Genomic DNA, 13995 nt, shown 5'->3' on the forward strand with positions numbered 1-13995 from the left:
GCCGGCCCCCCGGATTGTGACTCCCCTTGCGGCAAACCGTAGCCCAAGTCGCTCCCTGTCAACCGAATAAGAAGCGAAAAAATGCAACCACGTACCGTTTGTTATGGACTTCATCACGCTACGGAAATACCCCATTACTCATTGATGAGAAAATGGGGTATCGCGGGACTCGGTGCCGGTTTCGCTGAACGGCGCCGGTGCGCGCTCGAGCTCCGCAGGAGCTCGAGCAGCCGCCTGCAGGTGAGTCGACATGAGCCTCGCAGTCGACGAAGGCGAGTGGCCACGCGACTGGTTCCAAGCCCAGTAGTCCCGCCAAAGGGCCGAGGGTGTGCGGGCCGGATGATTAGCCCTAAAACATCTGTTCGTTTCGAACAACCGCGATTGCTCTGTGGTAGATGAACGGGACTGACAGCAACCAGAACCCGGGCCGCCGCCTGCTAGGAGCTCACCCGATGCGGCTTGGCGGAGTATCAGGCGCCAAGCCGCCGTCGTACGGACACCAGAATCAGCGGAGGCGGGCGATGCCGCCGTACTCGATCCACTCGGTGGTGAGTTGCTTGGCGGGGACCTGGGTGTCGTCGGGGCGCCAGGTGGAGACCTCGACGAGGCCGGGCTCGAGGATGTCCATGCCCTCGAACCATGCGGCGACGTCCTGCTCCTCGCGGACGCGGCCCCAGTGGCCCTGGGTGGCCTGGTCCATGATCTTGGTGACGGAGTCGCGGATCTTGGCGTCTTCGCTGACCAGTTGGCACATGACCAGGCAGCTGCCCGGAACGAGCTTGTCGACGACCCGGCGGACCACGGCCGGCGGGCCGTCGGTCTCGCTGTCGGGGATGCAGTGGAAGACCGAGTTGAACAGCACGGCCACGGGCTGGGAGAAGTCGATCAGCCGCAGCGTGTCGGGGTGGTTGAAGATCGTTTCCGTGTCACGCATGTCGGCCTGGATGACCGTGGTGCGCTCGTCCTCGACCAGCAGGGCGCGGCCGTGGGCCAGCACCACCGGGTCGTTGTCGACGTAGACGACCCGCGACTCCGCGTCGACCTTCTGGGCGACGTGGTGCACGTTGTCCTGCGTCGGCAGGCCGGATCCGATGTCGAGGAACTGCCGGATGCCCTCATCCTCGGCCAGGACCCGTACCGCCCGCTGCAGGAACTGCCGGTTGTTCACGGCCAGCGCGCGGGTGCTGGGGACGACCTTGTCCAGCTCCTCGACGGCAGCCCGGTCGGCCGCGAAGTTGTCCTTGCCGCCCAGGTAGAAGTCGTACATTCGAGCAGCTGTCGGAATGGATTCGTTGACCGTGGACTGTGGCGCCTCAGGCTGCATGACCTTCCCCAAGTTCCGAGCTGTGCCGAGCGGACCGTCGGCCGACGCACACATTACTAGCTCCCGGTCACAAGGGGTATCGGCAGGCCACGCCAAGTGACAGTCGCTCTGACCGACCGCGTTCCGCTGAAGGTGAAATTGGTTCGCTGGGGGTGAACGAGGGTGGTGGTCAGCGGCAGGCGCCGACAGGGTTTGGGGGATGCGATGGCGGCGGAATCCCGAGTTCTTGAAGTTGTGGGTGGGGGTTGGGGTTTCGGCGGCGGGGTCGGCGGTTTCTTCGGTGGCTTTGCCGTTGGTGGCGGTGGTGGGGTTGGGGGCCTCGGCGGGGGAGATGGGGGTGCTGGCCGCGGTGCGGGTGGTGCCGCATCTGGTGCTGGGGCTGGCGGTGGGAGTTTGGGTGGATCGGGTGAGCCGGAGGCGGCTGATGGTGGGGGCCGATCTGGGGCGGGCGGGGTTGCTGGGGGCGATTCCGTTGCTGGCGGCAACGGGGCAGTTGGGGATGGGGTACCTGTACGTCGCGGCCGCGCTGGTGGGGGCGTTGACGGTGGTGTCCGATACCGCGTCGTTGGCGTTGCTGCCGGCGTTGGTACGGCGGGAGGAGTTGGTGGAGGCGAACAGTGCGACGACGTTGAGCCAGACACTGGCGTCGACGGCTGGGCCGTCGGCTGCGGGGGTGCTCGTGCAGGCGGTCAGTGCGCCGTTCGCGATTGCGGTGGATGCGGTGTCGTACGTCGGGTCGGCGGTCGCGACGTACCTGATCAAGGAGCCGCCGCGGGAGAAGCAGCCGCGGGAGCAGAGGCCGACCCTGGGGCTGAAGGAGCTGTTCGGGGATCCGGTGCTCAACCCGTTGGTCCGGTCGGCGACTGTGGCGGCGGTCGCGGGGGCCATGCAGGGGCCGCTGGTTGTGCTGTACCTGGTGCGGGAGCTGGGGTGGTCCGCGGTTCAGCTGGGACTCGCGGTCACCACGCTGGGCGTCGCGTCCGTCCTCGGCGCACTGCTCGCACCGGCGTACAGCAAGCGGTTGGGGACGGGCCGGGCCTACCTGACCGGTCAGAGCGTGGCCGCGTGTGCTGGGTTCGCGCTGGCGCTTGCGTGGTGGCCGTTCGTCTTTGTGGGACAGGCGATGGCCGGATTCGGTATGTCCCTGTACGGCGTACCGCAGCGCGCGCTGCGGCAGTCGCGCATGCCCGACCACCTGCTAGGCCGTACGACGGCCGCCTGGCGCACGCTGGTGATCGGCGGTCAGACGGTCGGCGCCCTGGTCGGCGGGCTGGTGGGGACAGTGCTGGATCTCAGAGCGGCCCTGGTGATCAGCAGCCTCGGCATGCTGGCAGGTGTCGCGCTGGCTTACTTCTCGCCGGTGCGGACTACCCGGTAGCGCAGGTGGGTGACGTCGCGGCCCTGGAGCTGGCGGAGAGGCTCCAGCTCGACGTACTGGCCGTCGAAGAGGCTGCGGCCGGCTCCGAGGAGTACTGGGACCAGGTGGATCTCCAGCTCGTCCAGCTCACCAGCTGCGAGTAGTGCCTGAGCAGCTCCGGCGCCGTGGACCATGACGTCGCTGTCCCCGGCAGCAGCGCGGGCGTCGGCAGCACAGGCGGCGACGTCGTTGTAGTACCGGGCACTGCCGAGTGGCGGGTCGAGGTCCGTCCGGTGCGTCAGGATGTTGATCGGTACGCCGTCGTGGTGGTCACCGTTCCACTGCCCGGCCAGCTCGAACGTGCGGCGGCCCGCGATCACCGCCCCGGTCGCCGTCGCCTCGGCGTACACCTGTCCGTTGACGCCGGTCCCCATCCTGTCGTCCAGCCAGTTGAACAGCCGGAAGCCGCCCTGCCCGAGTTCCTGTCCTGCACGGTCGTCCGGTCCGGTCACGAATCCGTCGAGTGACATCGACATGTAGAGCCTGATCATGCGCCACTGTAGACCGCGCCGGGGTGTCACGAAATCCTTCAACGACAACTGGAAGGGTCCACGCTCAGGCGCAACGGCACCTGGAGCGCGCAACCTTAAAATCTTGCATCACGCTTCTAGGTTGAGCTTCATGGCAGTTGTCCAGGTTGACGGATTGACGATGACGTTCCAGGCGCCCGTCCGGGAAGCCGGTCTGCGGGCCGCGCTCAAGGCGGTCACCCACCGCGAGTACCGGCAGATCGAGGCGGTCGCAGACCTCTCGTTCAGCCTCGACGAAGGCGAGGTCGTCGGCTTCCTCGGGCCGAACGGCGCGGGCAAGACGACCACGATGAAGATCCTGTCGGGGATCCTGCACCCGACGAGCGGAGACGTCAGTGTCCTCGGATTCACGCCCTGGCAGCGGAGGCGTGACTACCTCCGGCGGATCGCGCTGATCCGCGGCAGTCAGCCGATCGGCGGCCCCCCGGAGCTGACCGTGATGGACTCCTTCAAGTACCAGCGCGTCCTGTACGACGTACCGCGCGCTGACACGACAGTCGACGACCTGGTCGACCTGCTCGACATCGGTAACCTCCTGCATCGGCAGATCCGCGCCCTCAGCCTCGGCGAACGAATGCGCGCCGGCCTCGCGATGGCCCTGCTGTACAAGCCGAAAGTGCTGTTTCTCGACGAACCGACGCTCGGCCTCGACGTCCTCGCCGCGGGCGCGCTGCGCCGGTTCGTCGCCGAGTACGCCGCGAGCACGGGCGCGACGATCCTGCTGACCAGCCACTACATGACCGACGTCGAGACGCTGTGCAAACGCGTCATCCTGATCGACCAGAGCCGCATCCGGTACGACGGGGAGCTGGCCACCTTGGCCGCGAGGTTCTCGGACAACCCGTCGCTCGAGGTCGTGATGGACCGCTTCTACCGCGACGGGATTCCGACGTGAGCACAGTCAGCCGTACGGCGGTGCTGCTCGGGATGGGGGTCTGGCGCAGCTCGGTGGAGTGGTGGAGCTTCCGGTCGTTCGTGATCACGCTGGTCGCGGGGCAGGTGGTGACACCGCTGCTCGGGTTGTTCGTGTGGTCGGCGGCGGTGCCGGGCGACAGCGGCATCTCGACGTACTACGTGCTGCTGCTCGCCGTACAGCTGATGACGGTCTCGTACGAGCACCACACGTTGGCGGGCAGCATCTACGGCGGCGACTTCGCCGTCGAGCTGGTGAAGCCGCGGCCGGTCGTGCTCGACTTCCTCGGGACCAATCTGGCGCTGCGGTGCTGGCACGTGGCCTTCGGGGCGCCGGTGATCGTCGCCGTGGCGTTGCTCGCCGGCATCAGCGTGGACGGCACCGACCTGCTGCTGGCGTTGCCGGCGATCGTCCTCGCGGCGGCGCTTCGGTTCGCCTTCACCTACACGCTCGCCCTGACCGCGGTCTGGACGCAACGGGCGCACGGCGTGGTCGGGATGGGCGAGGCGATGATCTTCCTGCTCGGCGGTACGGCGGCGCCGTTGACCTTCCTGCCCGAGCCGTTCCGGGCGGTGGGGTCGGTGCTGCCGTTCTGGTCGATGCTCGGGGCACCGGCTGAGGTTGCCGCAGGCAACGTTGACGACGTGCTCGGGGTGTACGCCGTTCAGGCCGCCTGGCTGGCCGTGACCGTGCTGCTCGCCGTACTGGTCTGGCGGCGAGCGGTCCGTCGATTCACCGCTTTCGGAGGTTAGGGATGTTGTTCGGTGTGCTGTTCTCGTTGTCCGTACGGCGGGCAGTCGCCTTCCGGGCCGACCTGCTGTTCGAGCTGCTGGTGACGATCGTCGGCGCGGGCGCCTCGGTCGCCGCGCTGCTCGTCGTCTACACCCGCACCGACACGCTGGGCGGGTGGGGACCGGGCGAGGCGATCGCGTTGCTGGGAACGTTCCAGGTCGTGAGCGGGCTGCGCAGTACGTTCGTCGAGCCGAATCTGCAGTTCTTCGGGGAGCAGGTGAAGAGCGGGCGGCTGGATGCGATCCTGTTGCAGCCGGCGCCGAGCATTCTGCTCGCGAGTCTCGGGTCGTGCGCGCCGACGGCGTTGATCCAGGTGGGGCTCGGTGTCGGGATTGCTGTCACGGGGGCCGCGCGGGCTGACCTCGTGGTCACGGCGGGTGGGGTTGCGGCGTGGGTGGTCCTGGTGCTCGCGGCGACGGTGGTGATGTGGGCGACGCGGGTGGTGACCGCGTCGGTGGTGTTCTGGGCGTTCGGGCTGAGTCTCGACGTGCTGTACGACGCGCTGTGGCAGTTCGGGCGGTACCCGGTCCAGGTCTACCGGTCGGGGCTTCAGGTCGTGTTCACGTACGTCGTGCCCGTGTCGTTGATCGCGACGGTGCCGGTGCAGGCGCTCAGGGGTGAGGCGCTCGTGGTGGTGCCGGTGATTGTTGCCGTGGGCACCAGTACGGCGGCCTGGTGCGTGTGGCGGCGCGGGTTGCGGCGTTACACCAGTGCGACGAGTTAGGCCGTGCGGAGGCGGGCGGCGTCCGCGCCGGGTGGGGTGCCGAAGAGACGGCGGTACTCGCGGTTGAACTGCGACGGGCTGTCGTAGCCGACCAGGTGGCCGACGCCGGCGATGTCGCGCGGGTGGGCGGCGAGGAGCGAGCGGGCCTCTTGGAGGCGGATGCGCTTCTGGAACTGGAGGGGGCTGAGGTTGGTGATGCCGCGGAAGTGGCGGTGGAAGGCGGCCGGGCTCATGCCGGCCAGGTTGGCGAGGTCGGCGACGCGGAGAGGCTCGGCGTAGTTGTCGCGGATCCAGTGGATCGCGCGGTTGACGTGGGTCAGGCTGCTGTCGGCGAGGCCGATCTGGCGGATCACGTCGGCGTGCGGGCCGGTGAGCAGGCGCCAGAGGAGTTCGCGTTCGATCAGCGGGGCGAGGACGGGGATGTCGGCGGGGGATTCGAGCAGGCGCATCAGCCGGAGGGCGGCGTCGAGGATCTCGGGGCTGGCCGGGCCGGTCGCGATGGCGGGTGGTGCGCCCGTACGACGTCCGCCCGCGTCGCCTGCGCCAACGGAGCGGCCCGCGGCCTCGCCGGTGCGCTGCGCGGCGGCAGTACGGCGTACTGGCGGAGCTTGCAGCAGCAGCGGCGCGATCGCCTCCGCCCGCAGGGTGATCCCCATCCCGAGCGCGGGCGTCTTGGTGCTCGCGCCGACGAAGTGGCCGGAGACCGGGAGATCGGTCGTCACGATGAACAGGTCGCCCGCGTGGTAGTCGAAGATCTCGTCGCCGAGCAGCAGCCGCTTCGCGCCCTGAGCCATCACGACGAGCAGCGGCTCGGTGAGCGAGTAGTCCGGCTCGGAGTACTCGACCTTCGACAGCGTCAGGCCGTCGACGGCGGTCGACAGGTCGGGACGCGCGTGAACAGCGATGCGGTCGCGGAGCTCGGTCAGCTGGTCTCGGGGCACGTCCCCAGCGAAGCACGGCTCACTCGCCAGGACAACCTGATCCGGACTTGTCTGAGAGGAACAGGCAAGAGGACGAGCGGATCCGGTTAGTCCTTCTTCGGCGGGAGCGCCGGGTAGTCGAGGATCGGGTACACGCCGGTGACGAAGCCGTACGTCGTGTCGCCGGAGCGCGGCAGGGTGTCGAAGTCGTGGACCAGCTGCTCGACGCGGTCCCAGAACTCGGAGACCCGCTGGTCGGGGATCCGCGCGTGCCGGATGAACGAGCGCAGCTGGCCGGCGTCGTACGCGGTGGTCGACTCCTTCATCGCGACCTCGAAGTCGTTGAAGTCCGGCGGCAGTTCGACGCCGTCGACGCGGCGGCCGAGGCCGACGAAGAACATCCGGGCCGCACGGCCGTAGTACCGCTCGTCGATCGCGCGGACCTTGCGGGTCCGGACGACGCGCAGGATGCCGGCGTCGGCGAGCACCTTCACGTGGTGCGCGACGGTGCTCTTCGGGCGTTTGACCGCGGCGGCCAGTTCGCTGACGGTCGCGGCGCGTTCGTGCAGGAGGCCGAGGATCGTGGTCCGCAGCGGGTCGCTGATCGCCCGCACCTGCTCGGCCGTGGTGAGCTCGATCGTCTCCTCGAGCTCGTAGTCCGGAACGGCGGAATCACTGGCCATGATCGGATCAGACTAACATCGCGGATCGTTCCGCGACCGTGGATCAACGGCGCTTCCCGGCCGCCTGGTAGCCCGCGAAAAGAGGGCCGCCGGCAAGAGTCAGTGCCTCCTCGGCGAGCTTGCGGATCGCGTCGGTGTCCGTGCGCGCGGCCAGCCAGCGATCGGCGTACGCGGGGTCGAGATCGCGGAGCTCCCGGAGCAACCACTTGCCGTTGCCGACCCAGTGGTCGCGGAACTGGAGGGTGGCTTCGGCCGTGCGGATCCAGGTGTACGTCGCGATGACGGCCTGCTCGTCCAGCGGAGCGTGGGTGAGGTCGTCGAGCAGGTCGGTCAGGGCGTAGCGGAGGTTGTCCGTCTCGGCCTGGTCGAGAGGCGGCGGACCGGCGTCGAGGTGTTCGCGGGCGGCCTTCTGGTCGTCGGTCGGATCTCCCAGCGCCGCGGTGCCGAGAGCAACCATCCGGTGCAGCGCAGGGCGGCGGCCGTCCCCGGCGAGGTAGTGGGCGAGGCTGGCCCGGTCGTGCACGAACAACTCGACCGGCCAGCCGTCGTACTCGATGGACTCGCGGCGCGGGGCGCCCGGCGTACCGTCGGGCAGCAGTACGACGACGTCGAGATCGGAGCCGGCTGTCCGCGCCGAGGTCAGCACGCTGCCGCCGAGGACGACCCAGACAGCCGTCGGAAAGAGCTCCGCGGCGAGGCGGCGAGTGGTCTCGAGGGGATCCATGGGGACATCATGCAGGCAGGCGCCCCGGGCCTGGCGAACCAATTTACGAGAACTGGCGAGCGGTTCCGCTCGGCGAGTTCGTTGCTGGGCGAGGGCGTGCTGGAGCCCGTACGCCGAGGTGAGGCCGTGTCGTACCGGCCGCCGGCTTGGGACGTGCACGGCCGAGCGGGTGCGATCGAAGTGCCGGGGGCCTCGCCGGATGCTGCGGCCGTGGTGGTTGCCGGGGGTTGACGGCCGTTCGATGGGCCGGTTCAGTGCGAGCATGTGGCTCATGGAGTCGTACGTCGAGCGCGCGCCCGTGGTGGCGCTGTCGGGCGTCGTACGGACCGTGTGGATTCAGCGGACCGGCGATGCGCCGTACGTGCAACGCCACCTGCCGACGGGTGGGGTGGAGATTCACTTTCCGCTCGGTGGGCGGCCGCAGTTGGTGGGGCCGTTGACCGGGCCGGAGGTCGAGGTGATTCCGGCGCGGACGACGATCGTCGGGGTGCGGTTCATGCCGGGGACGGCGCCGCCGCTGCCGGCGGGGCTGGACGATCTGGTGGACCAGCGGCTCGACCTGACTGATCTGTGGGGCGGCTTGGTCGATCGGCTGGTCGAGACGATGGCCTTGGCCGGTACGCCGGAGTTGGCGTTGATGGTTCTGCAGAAGCATCTGGAGCGGGAGTTCCGGGGGCGGCTGGATCCGTTGATGGGTGAGGCAGTGCGGGCATTGATGCCGTGGCAGCCGCTCACGATCGACGCGCTGGCGGATCAGCTGGCGCTCTCGGCGAGTCAGCTGCGGCGGCGGTGTCTGCAGTCGATCGGGGTCGGGCCGAAGGTGCTGCAGCGGACGCTGCGGTTCCAGGGGTTTCTCGCGCTGGCGCAGGCCGGCGCTTCGGCGTCCGGGAAGCGTGGTGAGGACGGGACCGCGGGGCTGGCGATCGATGTCGGGTACGCCGACCAGGCCCACCTGAGTCGCGAGTGCCTGCGGCTGACCGGGCTCACGCCGACCCAGTTGCTGGGCGGGACGGTGGATCGATGCCTCTGCGGGCACGACCACTCGGCGTCGTACCGGCCGTTCCTGCATGCTCGATTTGTTCAAGACGGGCCGGAGCGCCGCCCCTAGATTCGAGGCATGTTCACTGTGGAACCGCGGCTGGTGATGGTGTGCCGGTCGGTCTCGGACGTTGTGGAGGGACTCCGGCAGGGCGCCGCGTCCGGGGTCCGCGTCGTGCCGCGCGGCGGCGGGCACTGCTTCGCCGGGCGCTCGTCGACGGACGGGATCGTGCTCGACCTGTCCGGGCTCGACGTGATCTCCGTGCGCGATGGCCTTGTAACGGTCGGGGCCGGGGTGCGGCTGGGGGCCCTGTACGCCGAGCTGCACCGTTATAGGCGGGCCGTGCCGGGTGGGTGCGGGGCTTCGGTCGGGATCGCCGGGCTGACGCTGGGCGGTGGGATCGGGCTGCTCGGGCGGAAGTACGGGCTGACGTGCGACCGGTTGGTCGGCGTACAGGTGGTGCTTGCGGACGGGCGGGTTGTGGAGTGCTCCGAGTCGTCGGAGCCGGAGCTGTTCTGGGCGTTGCGGGGTGCGGGCGGTGGGCAGTTCGGGGTGGTGACGTCGCTGCGGTTCGCGACCGTGCCGGAACCTTTGATGACTCGGGTCGAGGCGCGGTGGTCGGAGGTCGACCTCGCCGAGGTCGTGTCGGTGTGGCAGGAGTGGGCGCCGGACGCTCCGGACGAGGTGACGGTGAATCTGAGTTTGGGAGCGGGTGGGGCGCGGCTGTTCGGGGCTTCGATGCTGGGGGCCGCGGAGACCCGGGAGTTGCTGGGGGCGTTCGGCGGTTCTGTCGAGCTGCGCGGTGGGTTGGCGTACGCCGAGGTGAAGAGCTCGTTCGCTGATCCGTTGGAGAGGCCCGCGCTGCGGATCCGGTCGGAGTTCTTCACGTCCTCGTTGCAGGCCGGCACCGTCGCCGCGCTTATAGGGGACCTGTCGGCGGGGCGGGAGCTTTCGTTCACGGCGATGGGTGGGGCCTATAACCGGGTCGCGGCGGAGGCGACGGCGTTCGCGCACCGGTCGTCGCGGTTCCTGCTCGAGTACGTCTCGGACGTCGGCGATCCGTGGGTCGACGCCGCGTGGGCTACCGCCCGGGTGGACGGCTCAGGCGGGGTCTACCCGAACTTTCCCGATCCGGCGCTCGAGGACTGGGCTTCGGCGTACCACGGCAGCAACTTCGCACGGCTGCAGGCGATCAAGCGGGCCTATGACCCGCAACGTTTTTTCGACTTTCCGCAAGGGATCTGAGGGAGCGAGATGAGCAAGGTCATCACTGCGTTGTCGGTGTCGGTCGACGGGTACATCACCGGGCGCGATCCCGGCGCCGGGCGAGGGCTGGGGGACGGGACGATGCTGTTCGACTGGTACTTCGACGGCGACACGGTCAGCAAGGAGTTCGACGGGTTCCGGCTGAGCGCGGAGAGCGCGCGGGTGTTCGACAGCTTGGCGAGCCGGGTCGGGGTGAGTCTGGCCGGGCGGAACACGTACGACGACTCCGGGTGGATCGACGGGGGAGCGCCGCATCCGACGGCGCCGCTGGTGGTGGTGAGCCACCGACCGCTGGTTGATGAGCCTGGGGCCGAGGTGGCTTCTGGCGTCGTACCGGGAATGAGCGAGCGGCAGACCCTGGTGACCTCCGGCATCGAGGACGCGGTCGCCGTGGCGCAGAAGCTTGCCGGGGACAAGGATGTCGCGTTGATGGGCGGTGGCGTGGTGAGCACCGCGCTGGCGGCCGGACTGGTGGACGAGGTCGTCCTGCACCAGATCCCGATCCTGCTCGGCGGCGGACGCAGCTTCTTCCAGGAGCTCCCGCAGCACGTGAACCTGCGCCTGATCGAAGCCGTCGCGGCCCCGGGCGTCACGCACCTGCACTACGAGGTGGTCCGATGATCCTCGTCACCGGCGGCCTCGGCATGATCGGGGCCCACACCGCGCACGCGCTGGTCGAGCTCGGGCAGGAGGTCGTGGTCACGACGTACCGGCAGACCGACGTCCCGTCCTTCCTTGCCGGACGGGTGGTTGTCGAGTCGCTCGACGTCACCGACCGGGACGCATTCCTTGCCCTGGGCAACCGGTACGACATCGACGCGATCGTCCACCTGGCCGGCACGATCCCCGGTGAGAACCCGGTCGACTACTACCGCGCCGACCTGACCGGTTTGCTGAACGCGCTCGACGCCGCACGGACGTGGGGCGTACGGCGGTTCGCCGTCGCCAGCAGCCTTGGCGTCTACATCGGGCGGCCCGAGATCCCGTGGCGCGAAGAGCTCGACCTGCCGACGGTCGACCTGCCGCACCACATCATCGCGTTCAAGAAGGCCGTCGAGCCGATCACGACCCACGCGCTCCAGGGCAGCGGCGTCGAGCCGGTACTGCTGCGGATCGGGAGCATCTGGGGTCCGCTGATGGATCCGGAGTCGCCGTTCAGCCCGATTCCGGCGTACGTCAGCGCCGTACTGCGTGGTGAGACTCCGCGCCCGCTGCCTGCCGGCGAAGGCGGCGACAACTGCTACGCCCCGGATGCGGGCCGCGCGATCGCGTTGCTGGCGAACGCGGAGACCCTGCAGCACACGGTGTACAACGTCTCCGCCGGTCGTCCGTCGACCAACCGCGACCTCACCGCGGCCGTGGAGGCGGTCACTCCCGACTCGCAGCTCCCGGAGCGAACCGGTGGTGAGCCCGATCCCGGCGAGCAGCTGTACCTGGACATCAGCCGCCTGACGCAGGAGACCGGCTTCACGCCGCGGTTCGACGCCAAGTCCGCGGTCGCCGACTACTTCAGCTGGCGCAGCAAGAACGCGCGCTGAGACCGCTCGTCCGTCCGCTCGCTCGCCCATCCGTCCGTCTGCCCGTCCACCGGACCGCTCGTCACCCGACGACCCGACCGATCCCCGCATCCGCGCTCTACCTGTCGAAGGAGCACCTCATGCTCGACTCCGTCGTACGCCGTGTCCTCGAAGGCACGTCGATCGCCCACCTGGCCACCGTCTCCGCCGACGGCTCACCGCACTCGGTCCCCGTGTACGTCGGCACGCGTGGCGAACACGTCGTGCTGTTCACCGGCCCCGGCAACCGCAAGGCGCGCAACCTCCGCCGCGATCCTCGCCTGGCGCTGTCGATCGCCCCCGCCGACAACCCGTTCGAGCCGGTCGTCATCCGGGGCCAGGTCGTCGAGTGGCTCGAAGGCGACGCCGCCTGGGAGATCGTCGACCAGCTCGCCATCAAGTACGCCGGCCAGCCCTACCCCCGCGGCGACGAGCGCGTCGTCGCCGTCATCGAGCCCACCCACCAGGCCGTCGGTGTCGGCTGAGCGACTCTGAGCACCGCCCAGCCACGGACTCGGCCGCACGACAACCGAGCCGTGCACAAAGTGCCGGCACAGCGGCCGGTCAGCCGGCCGCCGTGCACAAGGTGACAGCACAGCGGCCGGTCAGTTGACCGGCCGCGATGCGTTGACCGCCGTGGGTCAGTCGGTGCCCGACTCCATCGCGGCCCGGTCGAGGAGGGCGGCTTCTTCGTCGACCTCGCCGCGGGAGGCGATCAGGTTGGCGCCGCCTTCGGGCATTTCGCCGATCAGCTGGGGGATGCCGGTGCCGATGAGCTCGGCGTGGGCGGTGCCGATCATGCCCAGGCCGGCGTACTGCTCGAGCTTGGCGCGCGAGTCGGCGATGTCGAGGTTGCGCATGGTGAGCTGGCCGATCCGGTCCAGCGGGCCGAACGCGGAGTCCTCGGTGCGCTCCATCGACAGCTTGTCGGGGTGGTAGCTGAACGCCGGGCCGGTGGTGTCGAGGATCGAGTAGTCCTCGCCGCGCCGCAGCCGCAGCGTGACCTCGCCGGTGATCGCGGCGCCGACCCAGCGCTGCAGGGACTCCCGCAGCATCAGCGACTGCGGGTCGAGCCAGCGGCCCTCGTACATCAACCGGCCGAGCCGCCGGCCGTCGTTGTGGTACGACGCGACGGTGTCCTCGTTGTGGATCGCGTTCACCAGCCGCTCGTACGCCGCGTGCAGCAGCGCCATGCCCGGCGCCTCGTAGATGCCGCGGCTCTTCGCCTCGATGATCCGGTTCTCGATCTGGTCGGACATGCCCAGGCCGTGCCGGCCGCCGATCGCGTTGGCCTCCATCACCAGGTCGACCGCGGAGCCGAACTCCTTGCCGTTGATCGTCACCGGCCGGCCCTGCTCGAACCCGATCGTGACGTCCTCGGCGGGGATCTCGACCTCGGGGTCCCAGAACGCGACGCCCATGATCGGCTGCACGGTCTCGATCCCCGCGTCGAGGTGCTCCAGCGTCTTGGCCTCGTGGGTGGCGCCCCAGATGTTGGCGTCGGTGGAGTACGCCTTCTCGGTGCTGTCGCGGTACGGCAGCTCGTGGGCGAGCAGCCACTCGCTCATCTCCTTGCGGCCGCCGAGCTCGGTGACGAACGCCGGGTCGAGCCACGGCTTGTAGATCCGCAGGTTCGGGTTGGCGAGCAGGCCGTAGCGGTAGAACCGCTCGATGTCGTTGCCCTTGTACGTCGAGCCGTCGCCCCAGATCTGGACGTTGTCCTCGAGCATCGCGCGGACCAGCAGCGTGCCGGTGACGGCGCGGCCCAGTGGGGTGGTGTTGAAGTACGCCCGGCCGCCGGAGCGGATGTGGAACGCGCCGCAGGTGAGCGCGGCCAGGCCCTCCTCGACCAGCGCCGCCCGGCAGTCGACCAGGCGGGCGATCTCGGCGCCGTACGCCTTCGCCCGGCCGGGCACCGACCCGATGTCGGGCTCGTCGTACTGGCCGATGTCGGCGGTGTACGTGCAGGGGACGGCGCCCTTGTCGCGCATCCAGGCGACCGCGACCGACGTGTCGAGCCCTCCGGAGAAGGCGATGCCGACGCGTTCGCCGACGGGCAGAGAGGAGATCACCTTGGACATGAGAATAAGTATGCAGTCTCCTGCAT

The 13995-nt window shown here is 69.2% G+C and carries 15 protein-coding genes; 9 read left to right on the forward strand and 6 right to left on the reverse strand.

The genetic code is table 11. The features are described from left to right. Window positions 1-505 precede the first annotated feature (505 nt). Window positions 506-1378, reverse strand: a complete 873-nt coding sequence (locus tag ACYVIO_RS20100) for an SAM-dependent methyltransferase (protein WP_460652369.1) — start codon at window positions 1376-1378, stop codon at window positions 506-508. A 145-nt stretch (window positions 1379-1523) separates the two neighbouring features. On the opposite strand from ACYVIO_RS20100, the gene ACYVIO_RS20105 reads away from it, so the two are divergent. Next, window positions 1524-2702 carry an MFS transporter gene (locus tag ACYVIO_RS20105; protein ID WP_460652370.1) on the forward strand — a complete coding sequence of 393 codons (1179 nt, stop codon included), beginning with the start codon at window positions 1524-1526 and terminating at the stop codon, window positions 2700-2702. Here the strand turns inward: ACYVIO_RS20105 and ACYVIO_RS20110 are convergent. Next, the gene (locus ACYVIO_RS20110) at window positions 2672-3232 is read right to left on the reverse strand and encodes a dihydrofolate reductase family protein (RefSeq protein WP_460652371.1); all 561 of its coding nucleotides are present in this window, start codon (window positions 3230-3232) and stop codon (window positions 2672-2674) included. The two genes, ACYVIO_RS20105 and ACYVIO_RS20110, sit on opposite strands and share 31 nt — an antisense overlap. A gap of 130 nt (window positions 3233-3362) precedes the next feature. Between ACYVIO_RS20110 and ACYVIO_RS20115 the strand changes: the two genes are divergently transcribed. The 3 genes from ACYVIO_RS20115 to ACYVIO_RS20125 are packed head-to-tail and all read left to right on the forward strand — an operon-like array spanning window position 3363 to window position 5700. Next, entirely contained in the window at window positions 3363-4166 is an 804-nt protein-coding gene (locus ACYVIO_RS20115; protein WP_460652372.1) for an ABC transporter ATP-binding protein, read from the forward strand. Continuing rightward, a complete protein-coding gene (locus tag ACYVIO_RS20120) occupies window positions 4163-4936 on the forward strand; it encodes an ABC-2 family transporter protein (protein ID WP_460652373.1) in 774 nt (257 codons plus the stop codon). The genes ACYVIO_RS20115 and ACYVIO_RS20120 overlap by 4 nt, the downstream gene beginning before the upstream one ends. Before the next feature lie 2 nt (window positions 4937-4938). Further along, window positions 4939-5700, forward strand: a complete 762-nt coding sequence (locus ACYVIO_RS20125) for an ABC transporter permease (RefSeq protein WP_460652374.1) — start codon at window positions 4939-4941, stop codon at window positions 5698-5700. Here the strand turns inward: ACYVIO_RS20125 and ACYVIO_RS20130 are convergent. The 3 genes from ACYVIO_RS20130 to ACYVIO_RS20140 form a co-directional block, all read right to left on the reverse strand. Next, complete coding sequence (locus tag ACYVIO_RS20130; RefSeq protein WP_460652375.1) at window positions 5697-6641, reverse strand: AraC family transcriptional regulator; 945 nt, start codon at window positions 6639-6641, stop codon at window positions 5697-5699. The two genes, ACYVIO_RS20125 and ACYVIO_RS20130, sit on opposite strands and share 4 nt — an antisense overlap. An 86-nt stretch (window positions 6642-6727) precedes the next feature. After that, window positions 6728-7303 (reverse strand): ArsR/SmtB family transcription factor, encoded by a 576-nt coding sequence (locus ACYVIO_RS20135; protein WP_460652376.1) that lies wholly within the window; start codon window positions 7301-7303, stop codon window positions 6728-6730. Window positions 7304-7346: 43 nt separating this feature from the next. Beyond that, complete coding sequence (locus ACYVIO_RS20140; RefSeq protein WP_460652377.1) at window positions 7347-8027, reverse strand: nucleotidyltransferase domain-containing protein; 681 nt, start codon at window positions 8025-8027, stop codon at window positions 7347-7349. A gap of 262 nt (window positions 8028-8289) precedes the next feature. Between ACYVIO_RS20140 and ACYVIO_RS20145 the strand changes: the two genes are divergently transcribed. The 5 genes from ACYVIO_RS20145 to ACYVIO_RS20165 all read left to right on the forward strand — a co-directional run bounded on the left by ACYVIO_RS20145 (window position 8290) and on the right by ACYVIO_RS20165 (window position 12373). Further along, window positions 8290-9135: a helix-turn-helix domain-containing protein gene (locus ACYVIO_RS20145; RefSeq protein ID WP_460652378.1), complete on the forward strand. Its 846-nt coding sequence runs from the start codon at window positions 8290-8292 to the stop codon at window positions 9133-9135. 9 nt (window positions 9136-9144) lie between these two features. Next, window positions 9145-10311, forward strand: a complete 1167-nt coding sequence (locus tag ACYVIO_RS20150; RefSeq protein ID WP_460652379.1) for an FAD-binding oxidoreductase — start codon at window positions 9145-9147, stop codon at window positions 10309-10311. Window positions 10312-10320: 9 nt separating this feature from the next. After that, complete coding sequence (locus ACYVIO_RS20155; protein WP_460652380.1) at window positions 10321-10953, forward strand: dihydrofolate reductase family protein; 633 nt, start codon at window positions 10321-10323, stop codon at window positions 10951-10953. Then, on the forward strand, window positions 10950-11870 hold the full coding sequence (locus tag ACYVIO_RS20160) for an NAD-dependent epimerase/dehydratase family protein (protein WP_460652381.1): 921 nt from the start codon (window positions 10950-10952) through the stop codon (window positions 11868-11870). Before ACYVIO_RS20155 ends, ACYVIO_RS20160 begins: the two co-directional genes overlap by 4 nt. 119 nt (window positions 11871-11989) lie before the next feature. Then, window positions 11990-12373: a TIGR03618 family F420-dependent PPOX class oxidoreductase gene (locus ACYVIO_RS20165; RefSeq protein ID WP_460652382.1), complete on the forward strand. Its 384-nt coding sequence runs from the start codon at window positions 11990-11992 to the stop codon at window positions 12371-12373. Window positions 12374-12529: 156 nt separating this feature from the next. Here the strand turns inward: ACYVIO_RS20165 and argG are convergent, their stop codons facing one another. Next, the gene (gene argG / locus ACYVIO_RS20170) at window positions 12530-13969 is read right to left on the reverse strand and encodes an argininosuccinate synthase (protein ID WP_460652383.1); all 1440 of its coding nucleotides are present in this window, start codon (window positions 13967-13969) and stop codon (window positions 12530-12532) included. Window positions 13970-13995 lie beyond the last annotated feature (26 nt).

It is taken from the genome of Kribbella endophytica (assembly GCF_054781295.1).

Excerpts from the sequence above, each read along its gene's own strand:
- ACYVIO_RS20140 (WP_460652377.1), bottom strand. The coding sequence starts at position 8,027 with ATGGATCCCCTCGAGACCACTCGCCGCCTCGCCGCGGAGCTCTTTCCG.
- ACYVIO_RS20145 (WP_460652378.1), top strand. The coding sequence starts at position 8,290 with ATGTGGCTCATGGAGTCGTACGTCGAGCGCGCGCCCGTGGTGGCGCTG.
- ACYVIO_RS20165 (WP_460652382.1), top strand. The coding sequence starts at position 11,990 with ATGCTCGACTCCGTCGTACGCCGTGTCCTCGAAGGCACGTCGATCGCC.
- ACYVIO_RS20125 (WP_460652374.1), top strand. The coding sequence starts at position 4,939 with ATGTTGTTCGGTGTGCTGTTCTCGTTGTCCGTACGGCGGGCAGTCGCC.
- ACYVIO_RS20115 (WP_460652372.1), top strand. The coding sequence starts at position 3,363 with ATGGCAGTTGTCCAGGTTGACGGATTGACGATGACGTTCCAGGCGCCC.
- argG (WP_460652383.1), bottom strand. The coding sequence starts at position 13,969 with ATGTCCAAGGTGATCTCCTCTCTGCCCGTCGGCGAACGCGTCGGCATC.
- ACYVIO_RS20110 (WP_460652371.1), bottom strand. The coding sequence starts at position 3,232 with ATGATCAGGCTCTACATGTCGATGTCACTCGACGGATTCGTGACCGGA.
- ACYVIO_RS20160 (WP_460652381.1), top strand. The coding sequence starts at position 10,950 with ATGATCCTCGTCACCGGCGGCCTCGGCATGATCGGGGCCCACACCGCG.
- ACYVIO_RS20150 (WP_460652379.1), top strand. The coding sequence starts at position 9,145 with ATGTTCACTGTGGAACCGCGGCTGGTGATGGTGTGCCGGTCGGTCTCG.
- ACYVIO_RS20135 (WP_460652376.1), bottom strand. The coding sequence starts at position 7,303 with ATGGCCAGTGATTCCGCCGTTCCGGACTACGAGCTCGAGGAGACGATC.
- ACYVIO_RS20155 (WP_460652380.1), top strand. The coding sequence starts at position 10,321 with ATGAGCAAGGTCATCACTGCGTTGTCGGTGTCGGTCGACGGGTACATC.
- ACYVIO_RS20105 (WP_460652370.1), top strand. The coding sequence starts at position 1,524 with ATGCGATGGCGGCGGAATCCCGAGTTCTTGAAGTTGTGGGTGGGGGTT.
- ACYVIO_RS20100 (WP_460652369.1), bottom strand. The coding sequence starts at position 1,378 with ATGTGTGCGTCGGCCGACGGTCCGCTCGGCACAGCTCGGAACTTGGGG.